13 protein-coding genes are annotated in these 14,081 nt (G+C 49.7%); 11 read left to right on the top strand and 2 right to left on the bottom strand.

The genetic code is table 11. From position 1 onward, the window contains the following. Positions 1-75 precede the first annotated feature (75 nt). The 11 genes from ccoN (at position 76) to L1278_RS18730 (ending at position 11,725) form a co-directional block, all read left to right on the top strand. Complete coding sequence (gene ccoN / locus L1278_RS18780; protein WP_253406564.1) at positions 76-2,262, top strand: cytochrome-c oxidase, cbb3-type subunit I; 2,187 nt, start codon at positions 76-78, stop codon at positions 2,260-2,262. 90 nt (positions 2,263-2,352) lie between these two features. Beyond that, positions 2,353-2,547, top strand: a complete 195-nt coding sequence (locus L1278_RS18775; protein WP_220627467.1) for a hypothetical protein — start codon at positions 2,353-2,355, stop codon at positions 2,545-2,547. A gap of 8 nt (positions 2,548-2,555) precedes the next feature. Then, a complete protein-coding gene (locus tag L1278_RS18770) occupies positions 2,556-3,740 on the top strand; it encodes a c-type cytochrome (RefSeq protein ID WP_253406563.1) in 1,185 nt (394 codons plus the stop codon). A 221-nt stretch (positions 3,741-3,961) separates the two neighbouring features. Continuing rightward, positions 3,962-5,368, top strand: a complete 1,407-nt coding sequence (ccoG, locus tag L1278_RS18765; RefSeq protein WP_253406562.1) for a cytochrome c oxidase accessory protein CcoG — start codon at positions 3,962-3,964, stop codon at positions 5,366-5,368. A 41-nt stretch (positions 5,369-5,409) separates the two neighbouring features. Further along, complete coding sequence (locus L1278_RS18760; protein WP_253406561.1) at positions 5,410-5,877, top strand: FixH family protein; 468 nt, start codon at positions 5,410-5,412, stop codon at positions 5,875-5,877. Positions 5,878-5,881: 4 nt separating this feature from the next. Then, positions 5,882-6,598 carry a sulfite exporter TauE/SafE family protein gene (locus L1278_RS18755; RefSeq protein ID WP_220627463.1) on the top strand — a complete coding sequence of 239 codons (717 nt, stop codon included), beginning with the start codon at positions 5,882-5,884 and terminating at the stop codon, positions 6,596-6,598. A gap of 100 nt (positions 6,599-6,698) precedes the next feature. Further along, positions 6,699-7,607: a universal stress protein gene (locus L1278_RS18750; protein ID WP_253406559.1), complete on the top strand. Its 909-nt coding sequence runs from the start codon at positions 6,699-6,701 to the stop codon at positions 7,605-7,607. A 13-nt stretch (positions 7,608-7,620) separates the two neighbouring features. Further along, on the top strand, positions 7,621-7,995 hold the full coding sequence (locus L1278_RS18745; RefSeq protein ID WP_253406558.1) for a Crp/Fnr family transcriptional regulator: 375 nt from the start codon (positions 7,621-7,623) through the stop codon (positions 7,993-7,995). A 113-nt stretch (positions 7,996-8,108) separates the two neighbouring features. Continuing rightward, positions 8,109-9,443: a DUF2254 domain-containing protein gene (locus L1278_RS18740; protein ID WP_253406557.1), complete on the top strand. Its 1,335-nt coding sequence runs from the start codon at positions 8,109-8,111 to the stop codon at positions 9,441-9,443. Positions 9,444-9,497: 54 nt separating this feature from the next. Next, positions 9,498-10,886, top strand: a complete 1,389-nt coding sequence (locus L1278_RS18735; protein WP_253406556.1) for a TIGR00341 family protein — start codon at positions 9,498-9,500, stop codon at positions 10,884-10,886. A gap of 8 nt (positions 10,887-10,894) precedes the next feature. Next, on the top strand, positions 10,895-11,725 hold the full coding sequence (locus L1278_RS18730; protein WP_253406555.1) for an ion transporter: 831 nt from the start codon (positions 10,895-10,897) through the stop codon (positions 11,723-11,725). Between the two features lie 18 nt (positions 11,726-11,743). Here the strand turns inward: L1278_RS18730 and alr are convergent, their stop codons facing one another. Both alr and L1278_RS18720 read right to left on the bottom strand, forming a co-directional pair. Beyond that, the gene (gene alr, locus L1278_RS18725) at positions 11,744-12,895 is read right to left on the bottom strand and encodes an alanine racemase (protein WP_253406554.1); all 1,152 of its coding nucleotides are present in this window, start codon (positions 12,893-12,895) and stop codon (positions 11,744-11,746) included. Positions 12,896-12,902: 7 nt separating this feature from the next. Continuing rightward, a complete protein-coding gene (locus L1278_RS18720; RefSeq protein WP_253406553.1) occupies positions 12,903-14,081 on the bottom strand; it encodes an amidohydrolase in 1,179 nt (392 codons plus the stop codon).

Here is a 14,081-nt window from a genome sequence, read left to right as displayed (position 1 = left end):
ATCAATTTTGCACATGATTAACAAGCAAACAAACAGTAATTCACAACACACCTTAACCAATGGAGGACACCGCACATGTCAACTAATGTAGGAACCGTCTTAGAGCCGAACCCGAAGCGGGTAGGCGAGGACACCGGGGGTTCAGAATCCTTCTTCTACGACAACAAGATCGTTCGCGACTTTGGTATTGCTACCGTGTTTTGGGGCGTAGCCGGTATGATTATCGGTACCCTGATCGCGTTCCAGCTTGCCAACCCCGATGTGAACATGGGTAACCAATACACAACTTTCGGCCGTATCAGGCCACTGCACACCAATGCGGTCATTTTTGCCTTCGTGGGTAATGCCATCTTTATGGGTGTGTACTACTCATTGCAGCGCCTCTGTAAGTCGCGCATGTACAGCGATGTACTAAGTAGACTGAATTTCTGGGGCTGGCAGCTGATTATTGTCGCCGCTGTTATCACGCTTCCGCTGGGCATGACAACCTCAAAAGAGTATGCCGAGCTGGAGTGGCCGATCGATATTGCTATTACATTAATATGGGTGGTATTCGGCTGGAACATGTTCGGTACCCTTGCCAAACGTCGCGAAAAGCACATGTACGTAGCCATCTGGTTTTACATTGCCACTTTTCTGACTGTAGCGGTACTGCACATTGTTAACTCTTACGAACTGCCAGTTACCATGTGGAAAAGCTACTCTGGCTACGCCGGGGTGCAGGATGCGCTGGTGCAGTGGTGGTATGGCCACAACGCGGTTGCGTTCTTCCTGACAACACCGTTCCTGGGCCTGATGTACTACTTCCTGCCAAAGGCTGCGAACCGTCCGTTATATTCATACCGACTTTCTATCATCCACTTCTGGTCGCTGATCTTCATCTACATCTGGGCTGGTCCTCACCACTTGCTCTATACCTCATTGCCTGACTGGGCACAGTCACTGGGTGTTGTATTCTCCATCATGCTGCTCGCTCCAAGCTGGGGTGGTATGATCAACGGTCTGCTAACATTACGTGGTGCCTGGGACAAGGTGCGTGAAGAGCCGGTATTGAAGTTCATGGTAGTAGCGATCACCGCTTACGGTATGGCTACTTTCGAAGGACCGATGCTGTCGCTGAAGAACGTAAATGCCATTGCCCACTTTACTGACTGGATCGTAGCACACGTGCACGTAGGTGCCCTGGGCTGGAACGGCTTCCTGACATTCGCGATGCTGTACTGGTTGTTCCCACGCCTGTACAAAACAAAACTACACTCTAAGAAGCTTGCCAACGCGCACTTCTGGCTGGGCACACTCGGTATCCTGTTCTACGCTATACCTATGTACTGGGCTGGTTTCACCCAGGGTCTGATGTGGAAACAGTTCACTCCGGAAGGCACTTTGCAGTACTCTAACTTCCTGGAGACTGTTCTTCAGATCGTTCCGATGTACTACCTGCGTGGTGTAGGCGGATTGCTATACCTGAGCGGCGTATTCCTGATGATCTATAACCTGTACAAGACAGCGAAGTCTGGTGCTTTGGAGGCAAACGAGGCTGCAGTAGCTCCTCCTATTGTGAAAGAAGTGAGCCACAACGCTGGTCACTGGCACAGCTGGATCGAAAAACGTCCGATGCAAATGGCGATATGGGCAACTATAGCCATCCTGATCGGCGGTCTGGTAGAGTTTATACCTGCCTTCGTGATCAAGTCCAACGTACCGACCATTGCCAGCGTGAAGCCTTATACCTCACTGGAATTACAGGGGCGTGACCTCTACATCAAAGAAGGTTGTGTGAACTGCCATACACAAATGGTTCGTCCGTTCAGATCGGAAACTGAACGCTACGGTGAGTACTCTAAAGCAGGTGAATTCGTGTATGATCACAACTTCCTGTGGGGCTCCAAGCGTACCGGTCCGGATCTTCATAGGGTCGGCGGTAAGTATCCGCACAGCTGGCACTACCACCACATGCTCGACCCAACTTCCATGTCGCCAGGCTCTATTATGCCGGCTTACCCATGGCTGTTTGAGCAGGATGTGGACCTGACCACAACACAGAAGAAACTTGAAGTGCTGAAGCAACTGGGCGTGCCTTACGAGGACGAGTACATTGCCAACGCGAACGAGGAACTGATGAAGCAGGCCCGCGAGATTAGCGCCGACTTGGCTAAAGAAGGTCTGGAAGTGCGTCCTGAAACCGAAATTGTGGCCGTGATCGCCTACCTGCAGCGTCTGGGTACCGACATTAAGGTGAAAGCTGAAGAAGTAGAAGAATAGTAAACCTGACATAAGGCTCTATGGCAAAGGACAGAAGAGCAACTCGGAAGTCCTTTGTCACAAAGTCTGACGTCGAAAAAGCCTAAGACAATGTACAAGAACGTGTTACAAGCCATAGAAGGCATTGAAATATACCCGCTCATTTCATTTACTATCTTCTTTTTGTTCTTCCTGGGGCTGCTGATCTATGTAGCCTTGATGGACAAGAAGTATGTGAGCAACATGAGTAGCTTCGCCTGCTCAGATGATGATCAAGACGAAACAATAGGAGGGAACAGACAATGAAATCTCCCATGCTAAAACTGAAACAACTGGCCCTGGCGGCCGGCTTTGTTCTGATGACGGGCGCCCCGGCGTTTGCGCAGGACGCGGTGCAGGGCAAGACTATCTTTGATGGAAACTGCGCCGTCTGCCATAGCATAGATGCTGACGTGGTAGGACCAGCCCTGAAAGATGTGCATGAGCGCCGTGGCGATGAATGGCTGCATAAGTTCATCAAAAACTCGCAGGAACTCGTTCAGTCAGGTGATGCGGATGCCGTAGCTGTGTTCGAGAAGTTCAACAAAATGCCGATGCCGGCTTTTGAGGGATCCCTCTCAGACGACGACATCAACCATGTGGTAGCCTACATAAAAGAAGCCAGTGCCGCAGCACCTGCCGTAGCAGAAGAACCAGTAGCCACGAGCACGGCTGAAGCGGCTGCACCGGCTGCAGTGCAGGATGTTGCTTTCATGGACCTGCCACCAATCGTACACTTTATCTACGGTCTGGTTGGTCTGATCATCCTGCTGATTGTTATCGTGCTGATTATGCTCTTCCGAGTGATCGTTCCGATGATGGGCGATTCACTAAAGGATGAAGAATTCCATTCTACTTTCTCAGGTCGTGTATACGCGCTAATGAGTGGTGATGCCTCTGTTATGACGGGTAAGGCAAAAGATGAGATTCACTCTACCCACGATTTCGACGGTATACAAGAGTACGACAACGACCTGCCGCCTTGGTGGAAGTATATGTTCTACGCATCCATTTTGTTTGCTGTGGGTTATATGCTACACTACCACGTGTTCCGCACCGGTGCGCTGCAGCTAGAGGAGTATGAAACTGAAATGGCCCAAGCAGCTCTTATTGCCGCCCAGAACGTGGAAGACCCGAATGCAGTGACTGATTACGAAGTGCTGACAGATGCCGCTGCACTGGAGTCAGGCAAGGCACTCTACATACAGAACTGCGCCGCCTGCCACGGCCAGGCCGGTGAAGGTACCGTTGGTCCTAACCTGACAGACGAATACTGGCTGCACGGCGGTGATGTGAACGATATTTTCAAAACCGTGAAATTTGGTGTGCCAAGCAAAGGTATGGTGCCTTGGCAAGGCAAACTGACCAAAGATCAGATGCTGGAAGTGAGTAGCTACATCCTGTCATTGCAAGGCAGCAACCCGCCTAATGGCAAAGAGGCACAAGGCGAGAAAGAATAAACTTTAACCCTCCCTATATGAGAGGCAGGCATTCGAAAGAATGTCTGCCTTTTGTGTTTTAAGGTATTACTGATGACAATCACCTGGAAGAATGACATTGGTCATCTTTTTACAGTCCGCAAATAAGGAATTTTGTATCAGCAAAGAGCAGCACAAAGCAGTTTCTGGCTACCAATTTTATCTTTAGAGGCAGGATTAATATCCGCACAAATTAAACTGCCATGGCAATTAAATCACACACCGCTCCGGACGAATTCCGCGATCACATCTCGACTATTGACGAGCATGGAAAAAGGGTATGGGTATACCCTAAAAAACCAAAAGGCAAACTCTACGACTACAGGAAATGGGTGAGCTATGGCTTGCTGACACTGCTGTTTATAGGGCCTTTCATCAAAATCAATGGGCTGCCGCTGCTGATGCTCAACATCGTGGAGCGCAAGTTTGTTATCTTCGGCATCCTCTTCTGGCCTCAGGACTTCTTTATTCTGGTACTGGCTTTCCTGGCAATGGTGGTCTTCATCATCCTGTTTACCGTGATATACGGCAGGCTATTTTGTGGCTGGGTTTGTCCGCAGACTATCTTCCTTGAAATGGTTTTCCGTCGCATCGAGTACCTGATTGAGGGTGATTATACCAAGCAACGGGCACTGAACAAAATGCCCTGGAACACAGAAAAGATCCTGAAGAAGAGCTCCAAGACAGCCATTTTCCTGTTGATCTCTTTTCTGATCTCCAACTTGTTCTTGGCCTATATAATAGGTATAGATGAACTGAAGAAAATAATTGCAGAAGGCCCTATCAACCATATGGCCGGCTTTGGCTCTCTGGTGGCTTTCACAGGCGTATTCTACTGGGTATTTGCTTACTTCCGTGAGCAGGTATGTACGATCGTTTGCCCTTATGGCCGTCTGCAAGGGGTGATGCTCGACAAGAAAAGTCTGACAGTAGCTTATGACTATGGTCGTGGGGAGCCGCGTGGTAAGCTGCGCAAGGGGCAGGAGCGTACCGATGGTGACTGCATCGACTGTCATCAGTGCGTGCAGGTTTGCCCGACAGGTATAGACATCCGCAACGGCGCGCAGCAACTGGAATGTATCAACTGCACAGCCTGTATCGATGCCTGCAACGACATCATGCGCATGATCGACAAGCCGGAAGGCCTGATTCGCTACGATTCCGAAGAAGCCATTGCAGAGGGTCGTCAGTGGAAGCTTTTCACGCCACGTGTTATGGGTTACAGTGCCGTGCTGATGCTCCTTTTGGTTGCCCTCACAACGCTGCTATTAACAAGAGACGATGCCCAGGCCACCATACTGCGCACACCAGGACAGCTCTATCAGAAAACTGAGCAGGGCACAGTGAAGAACCTCTACAACATTTCGGTGATCAACAAGACCAACACCGATATGCCGCTAACCCTGAAACTGCACAATACAGATGGAACAATCCAGATGGTGGGCAGCGAGCTGGTACTACCGGCGCAGGGCAAGGCAGATGGGGTGTTCTTCGCAGAGATACCGCAAAATCAGTTAACAGGTATGAACGCCGAAATAGAGATCGGAGTGTACCACGATGATGAACTCATCACGACACAGGACACAAAGTTTCTGGCCCCTGCCAAGTAAAGACAGCTTATATTAGAAGCAACCAATCAAGCACATTCATCATGAAAACTGATAAAAATAAAAAATTTACCTTCTGGCCTTATGCCATCCTCATTGGGCTGGCCTCCTTCATGGCCTACATCATCTATTTTGTGGTACAGGCCATGAACCAGGATGTAGACCTCGTGAGTAAAGACTATTACGCCCAGGAGATCGCCTACCAGGATCAGATCGACCGGGTGCGCCGCACACAGGCCCTGGGCGATGTGATGCTGCAATACAACGAAGAAGCAGGCAATATCCTGCTGCAGGTACCGGCTACTTATCAGGATAAAAACCTGAGCGGCACGATCACCCTGTTCCGACCATCGGACGATAAACTGGACAAGCAGTTGCCTTTACAACTTGGCCGGGACAAGAGCCAGCTTATTGACGTGGGGGACCTGGAAAAAGGTCTCTGGAAAGTTCGTGTGAACTTCAGCGATGGGGCAGAGGCATATTATTCAGAGAAAACAGTTCAAATAAAATAAGGCCATGATCTGGGCAGGATTCTTATTTGGCTTATTAGGCAGTTTCCATTGTGTCGGGATGTGCGGCCCTATAGCAATGGCGCTACCATTTGTCGGGAGTACCGGCTGGCGTTACTACGTCGGCCGGCTCCTGTACAATGGTGGTCGCATCGTTACCTACGCATCGTTGGGCGCAATCGCAGGCGCCTTTGGCCAGTCACTTGAAATGGCGGGTCTGCAACAAACCGTTTCCATTGTATCTGGTGTGCTGATCCTTTTATTGCTGGTTTTGCCGGCAGCTTTTAAAGGTAAGGCTTCCAACATGCTGGGAACCGACAAAGTAATGGGTTGGGTACGCAAAAAACTGGGCTATTACTTTCAGAAAAACTCCATGGGTTCACTTTTCATGGTAGGCATGCTCAACGGTCTGCTTCCCTGCGGATTCGTTTACATTGCGCTGGCCGGCGCCATCAGTGCGCCAGGTATAGGCGGTGCCATGCTGTACATGGCGCTCTTCGGGCTGGGTACTTTCCCGCTTATGTATATTGTCTCGCTTTCGGGCAAGCTCATCAGCCTAAAGGTGCGGGGCATGTTTAACCGGGCTGTGCCTTATGTGGGCATGGCACTGGCAGTGTTGTTCATTATGCGCGGACTTGGCCTGGGTATACCTTACCTGAGCCCCAAAGTAGTACATACGGCACAGCATACAACCGAAATGAGCTGCTGCTCGAAGCCGGAATAAACCAAAAGGCAATACTGTTAAAAGTCACTTTTTCAGGTGATGCAGCTCACTGCAGCCTGACCAGTATACCTATACCTTTACGATACTAACCATGACTACTATGACAACGCCATCGCAGATTAAACGCATCCTGGTTCCGCTCGATCTGAATGAAACGGGTGAGGACCTGCTGTACTATGCCGGGCAGCTGGCCCAGGCGCTGGGTGCGGAGCTATACCTGTTCCATGCCTGCAAAACGGCCGACCTGACTTTTACACAGCAAAGTAGCTGCATTCAGAAGCTTCGCTCTTTTGCTGAACGTGTTTTTAGCCGCGAATATAAGGCCGCTCAGGTAGCCGCGCCTTTCGATTGTGTAGTACGCCCGGGTCAGATTCATGATAGCATCCAGAGTGTGGTGCAGGATTATCAGATCGACTTGGTGTTAATGGATGCTGGTGCACGCGCCAACACAGGCCTAACGGGTGAAGCAGCAGAGCTGGCCGCAGTCATCATGGGCCTCGTTTCTTGCCCGGTGATGGTGCTACCAGCCAATGTCAGGTATAGAAAACTAAAAAACCTGGTATTTGCAACTGACTTCACAGATCAGGACCAACGGGTACTTTTCCAGATAGCGGATCTGGCGCATCAGCTGAAAACTAAGTTAACGCTCGTGCAGGTATACAGTGAAGAGAAACGATCTGAATTGTGTGCTTACAAAGCGGCTATGCTGGAACTTGAAAAGCAGTTGAAAGGACGGAAAGTAGCCTTCAGATTGCTGGAAGAAGAAGATATGCTGGAGGGAATCAGTGAGTTTTCGGAAGAAGCTTCGGCAGATCTGCTGATACTGGCCACGCAGGACAACTACCTGCTGGAGCGCCTCTTCAGCACCAACTACATGAAAACTATGGCCTTCCACACACGCATACCGCTGTTGACTTACAGGCAGATCAAGAAAAAGCCATGCTCCGGCTGTTGTGCAAACTGCAAAAGCAAACAGGCGCAGGTGCAACTGCAGGTTACCATCCAATAATTTACTTTCAGGTATGGCAGTAAGGGATTTTATAAACAGAGGCATGATCGAGGGAGAGGCGGAGAGCCTGGAGCCTGGGCAATGCATTTTCAGACAAGGGGAGGAAGTTGCATATTTATACCTGGTTACGCAGGGTAGCGTAGCCGTTTCGCATAACACGACAGGTATAGACGAGCAGATAGTTGCCCCTCCCGACTTCCTGCTAGGAATCACCGACCTGCTGCATGATACCTACAGTTTCACGGCCTTTACGCTGGAACCAACACAATTGATCAAAATAAAGAAGGAAGCAGTACGAAAAGCACTTCATGAGACGCCGGTGCTGCGGCTATACCTGCTCAAAATGATGAGTTGGGAAGCAAGCCTCACTAAGATGGCATTCGAATAGTTCAACCAATTTATGATCAGGAGCCGGTAGCCCATAGCTGCCGGCTTTTTGTTTTTACAACCTATACCTGAAGCTGCCAGTAAACAGAAGCAGTTTGATCACGCCCCTATTTTATGAAGAGAATTATAAGCCGGCTGAAGCTTGTTATTCAGTTCGTCTATACCAGCATTGGCTTTTACCCCACATTAATTTCTCTACTCTTTTTCGGTATTGCGGTTTTAATGATCTATTTCGAGACCAGGGGCATCAGTAAAGCACTCGAAGACGAACTCCCTTTTTTCATCATCAGTCATGGCGAAACCGCCAACATGATCCTGAGCTCGATTGCCACAGGGGTGTTCTCGCTGATCGTTTTCAGTTTTACGATGGTAATGTTGGTGCTCAACCAGGCCAGCGCCAACTTCTCGCCCCGGGTTATTCCGGGTCTCATAACATCTAAGTCAAACCAGAAAGTGCTGGGCTTATTCCTGGGAACCTTGATCTATACCTTGGTGGTGATGGTGAATGTGCGCTCTGAACACTATGACACCGACCTGCCGGGGCTGGCTGTGTTCATGGCGATGTGCTTCACGATCCTTTGCCTGGCCTTTTTTGTTTATTTTATTCATTCCATTTCAACTGCAATCCAAATTGGCAGCATGCTCGAGGGTATCTATAAACTGACACTGAACAAGCTGCACAAAGAACTGGAACAGGACGAAGGGAAAGAGCTACCGGCCATTTTTGAAATCGGCAACTGGCAACTACTCGACAGCAGCAGAAGCGGTTACCTGCAAAAAGTAAACAAAAACGCTGTCGTCGAACTTTGCAGGGAGCATGATGTGGTGCTGGAGTTCTTGCAGCCACTCGGCTATTTCGTGATCAAAGGCCTGCCATTTGCCAAGGTGGCCGGGCAATTAAAAGATAAGGAGGCTTTTTGCGATGAGCTTAACACCCAGGTGAGCTATTATCAGGAAGAAATGGCGGAGATAAATTACCTCTATGGCTTTAAGCAAATCACCGAAAGCGCGGTGAAGGCGCTTAGTCCCAGCATTAACGACCCCGGCACCGCCATAAAAGCAATAGACTATCTGACTGATCTTTTGATTGTCCGGATGCGGCTCACCGACGAGAAAATATTTCATGACAAGGAAAATGTGCTGCGTCTGCGTCTGGACGAAGTTAGCTTTACGGAACTGCTCAGCCTGTGTTTGGGGCCAATCAGGGTATACGGCAGGGAGGATCCTGTTATTTTGCTGCGCCTGTTAAACCTGCTCAAAAACCTATGCCTGGCAGCAAAGTCACATCCCAAAAGATTGCAGTCGATAACTTCGGAGGCACTCTTAATTATAGCTGATGCAGATGATACCGTGCAGAATGTGGGAGACCGGGAGAAGATAAACCACATGATAGATACTCTGAACAAGAGCATCTTGCTGCCCCGATCACTGCCGAAGCTCAGCTTATAATTGGGGACTTAAGCTGGAAAAAGTTATTTTTACAGGAATTGCTAATTCCTGTTTATGATTTTTGATTCGATTAAGAGGGTTCTGGGCAGTGTGTTCAATATCATCCATGAAACCGATGAGCCAGGCACGATACGCGAAATCTACGATAAGATTCCGGTGCGTGGCAACAACACCTGGATGCTGATCTGCTCTGCCATGTTGGCCTCAATCGGTCTGGATACAGGCTCAGGAGCCGTCATTATCGGAGCCATGCTTATTTCGCCACTCATGTCACCTATTCTGGGACTAGGGTTGGCGGTGGGTATCAACGACCGTGAAATGTTGTGGGCATCCGTCAAAAACCTGTCTATCGCAGCAGCAGCTGGCCTGATTGTGAGTACGTTTTACTTCATGATCACACCGCTCGGTGAGCCTACAAATGAACTGTTGGCCCGTACCAAACCAACCTTGCTCGACGTGATGGTGGCTTTCTTTGGAGGTGTGGCAGGTATCGTCTCTATCTCGAGGTCCGATAAATCGAACGCTATACCTGGTGTGGCCATCGCCACCGCGCTGATGCCGCCGCTGTGCACGGCGGGCTACGGGCTCGCACTGGGGCGTTTTGATTTCTTTTTCGGTGGCTTCTACCTCTTCTTTATCAACGCCGTCTTTATAAGTCTGGCAACTTTCCTGATCGTAAAGTACCTGAAGTTTGACACCAAGCATTACGTTGACAAAGCCACAGAGCGGCGTGTGGCGCGTATCATGGCGGTCGTGCTATTCATCGTGGTATCACCGAGCGCCTATTTCCTCTACAACATTTACCAGAGCGTACAGACCAAAAAGAAAATCGAGAACCTGATTGTGCGCGATTTCGCTAATCGAAATAATGAGATCATAAAATGGGAAGTGACGGATACCGATTCGCTCAGCACAATCAAGATCTACAGCGTCGGAAATCCTGTGAATGACAGCCTCATTGCGCACTACAACACACTCCTAATCAACAATTCACTTCCCAAACACCAGGTTAAGCTGGTGCAGCTCGACGTGTCAGCCGAGGATGTGCGCCGCATGGCTTCTGATCTTACCAATAACCTGACCCAGGATTTTCTGAGAACGATCGAGATTCAGAAGCTGCAAAGCCAACGTGCCGACAGTTTGATGCGACTTGCCAATTCCTACACGCCCGTCAGCGCCAGCCGTGAACTCAAGCTGATTTTCCCTGAAATAGAGAAGGTGGAAGTAGGAGAGATCGTATCGGTTGCTGAAAATAAAGTGAAGCTAGATACAGTGATGTTAGTTATGATTGGGTGGAAAAAGCCTCAGGCTGCCAATCCCACGAAAAGTAACAGTGCCGTATTTGTAGACCCGGCTAAGGTAAAAGAGTATGAGCAGCGTATACGGCAGTATATGGCCAGCCGGTTCCGCCGCGATTCGGTAAGAGTTTCATCTTCTTTATAAAGGACAGTATGGCAAGTCAGGATGGTGACCGTTTGAAGCGAAAACTACACAGCATCATATTTGAAGCTGAAACGCCGGCCGGACAAGCTTTTGACATTTCACTGCTTATTCTGATCTTGGCGAGCGTGATTGTCGTATCGCTGGAAAGCGTTGTTTCTTTGAGAAGGGACTACCTGCACTTATTTCAGGCACTTGAATGGTCATTTACCATTCTTTTTACAATAGAGTATTTTCTTCGAATCTACAGTTCGCAAAGGCCTTTTAAATATATCTTCTCCTTTTTCGGGATCATCGACTTTTTGGCCATCATACCAACTTACATGAGTTTATTTGTTATTGGATCGCAATACCTGCTGGTGATCAGGGTGTTCCGATTGCTACGGGTTGCCCGTATTTTCAGGCTGACCAACTTTGTCAACGAGGGGCAGGTGCTCACAAAAGCCCTTCGCGCCAGTTTAACGAAGATCTCGGTTTTTCTGGGCGTGGTATTGATGATGGTGGTCGTGATGGGAGCATTGATGTATGTGGTGGAGGGGCGTGCCAGTGGCTTCACGAGTATACCGATGAGCATTTACTGGGCCATCGTTACACTTACGACTGTGGGTTTTGGCGACATTACACCTGCTACTCCCTTGGGGCAGTTACTGGCCAGTTGCCTGATGATCATGGGTTATGGCATTATTGCGGTGCCCACCGGCATCGTATCAGTGGAGCTGTCAAGGGCTGACAAGCTGGATGCGACGTCACGTGTCTGCCCGAATTGCCACAAGGAAGGGCACAGTTCCGACGCCAAATACTGCGATAACTGCGGCTATCCGCTGAGAGAAAAAGCATCGTGACAGTTTGGAGTGTGGCAATCAGTCGACGATAATCCGGGGTATGTTCATCGGGAGTCTCGTCAGCAGTTCGTAGTTGAGTTGCGTGCTGAGTTCGGAGAAAGAGGCAACCGTAATATGTTCGTTTCCCTGCTTGCCAAGCAGCACTACTTCGTCCTGAAGCGCTACATCCGGTATACCTGTCACGTCTACCATCAGCACATTCATGTTCACGATGCCCACAACCGGTGCCCGGTGCGATCTGACCAGCACCTGGCCCTGGTTACTCAGGCTACGACTATAGCCCCAGGCATAGCCTACAGGTATAGCGGCGATCAGCATTTCACTGCTGGCCTGAAAGCTTTTGCCATACCCTATAAACTCACCTGCCGGTACAAGCTTCAGGCTCATCACGCGGCTCTTCCAATTTATAACCCGCTTCAACGGATCAATTCGATCGGTACTAACGCCCATATAACGCTGGTAGATCTCAGGACTCGGCCAGAAACCATACTGCATGATGCCCACACGCACCATATCCAGGTGTGTTTCAGGATATGCCATAACGGCGGCTGAACAGGCCGTGTGCAGCGTTCTGAACTTAAGTCCTTTTTGCTGCAGCGAGCGCACGGCCAGGCGGTATCGGTCTAACTGGCCAGCTACACGATCATGGTTCTCGTTGCTCTCGGCACCTGCAAAGTGTGTGGAGACACCCATCACTTCAAAAGCATCGGATTGCTTCAAAATCAGATCGGCAGCGTATTCTACTTCGTTTGCTTCTAATCCGATACGGTTCATACCTGTTTCCAGGTCAAGATGGATCCGGGCAGGTTTCTGTAAAGATCGGGCAGCCTTTGCTGCTTGTTCCAATCGGTCGATTGAAAAAACATAGAACTCAATATTGTTGGCTATGGCCCAGATCAGCTCCTCGTCGTCAATGTAGCCCATGATCAGGATGGTAGCCTTGTGTGGCAGGACCTGGTGCAGACGATAGGCTTCGTCAGCGCTGAAGACAGAGAAATGGTCAACCCCGCAGGTATAGGCCAACTGTCCGAATTCCTCTATACCGTGCCCATAAGCGTTCCCTTTTACCACCGAAGAAAAACGGGTGCCCGATTTGAGTTGCGCTTTAATAAACCGGATGTTATGTGCTAAAGCAGAACGGCTTATTTCTATAGAGGAGCTGTAAAACATGAAAGTGTTAGGGATTTAGAATGGATTCCGCGATGCGGTAAAACAAAGCGGCGCCCACAGGTATAAGCTCGTCAGGAAAGTCGTAGTCCGCATGATGCAACTGCGGCCGGTCCGGTCCGGACCCTAATCCAAAATAGGCACCGTTATACCTGTGCGTGAAATGTCCAAAATCCTCGGACCATCGTACGGGCTTAGCCGCCCGAATCACATCCATACCCAAATCCTGGGCAGCTTGCTCTACAAATGCCGTTGCTTCAGCGCTATTCCTGGTGGCTGGGAATTCTTCTACCCATTCAAAATCGTACTTTAAGTCGTACTTGTGCGCAACTAACTTAACCGCCTCTATGGCAAGTGATTTTAGTTTATTCAGATCATCCTGCTCAAATGCACGCAGCGTAGCCATAACCGTCGCAAAACCCGGATTGGTGCCAAAAGCGACATCGCCAAGACGAGCATGTACAACATTGAGCAGGGTCAGATCCTGAAAGTGGTGCTGATCGCGCACCAATGCGTTAAAAGCCTGTATCAACTCACTCATACCTTCTCCTGGGTTCAGACCATTCTCAGGCTCCGCAGCATGTGACTCTTTTCCATGTAGCTGAACTTTGAGTCCCACCGACGCAGCCGCAAATGCGTCAGAACGCACAAGCACTTGCCCCATTGGTAAAGGTGGTAAATTGTGAAGCGCAAATACATAATCCGGTGCTATTTTCTGGAAGGCTGGTGTCTGGAGTACTGCCCAGGCGCCAGCGCCGTTTTCCTCTGCCGGTTGATACAGTAATACTACCTGGCCTTGCGTCAAGGGTTGCTGGTGCAATATGCTGGCCAGCCCGACTAACGTGGCCATGTGTCCGTCGTGCCCGCACTTGTGGCTGACACCTTTCTGAATGGAGGTATAGGCAAACTCGTTTTGCTCCAGTATCGGGAGCGCGTCAAGCTCTGCGCGGAACAGCACAGTAGGTCCAGCCTTTGGCTCTTTTCCTTGGAAGATGGCCGCGAAGCCGGTACCGCCAAGCTCTTTCACTATTTCATCAGGCTGATAACGCTGCAAAAAGCTTTGAAGGGTTTGGCTTGTTTCGTTTTCCAACCCGGAAAGTTCGGGATTCTGGTGCAGATGGTGACGCAACGCGACGATCTCTTCCAGATCAGGTATAGAAACGGGAAGGGTAGGGGATATAGGTAGCAT

It is taken from the genome of Pontibacter sp. HSC-36F09, assembly GCF_024171605.1.
Taxonomy (GTDB): Bacteria; Bacteroidota; Bacteroidia; order Cytophagales; family Hymenobacteraceae; genus Pontibacter.
Note: the sequence above shows the minus strand (reverse complement) of the source record. Positions and strands in the feature narration are given on the sequence as shown.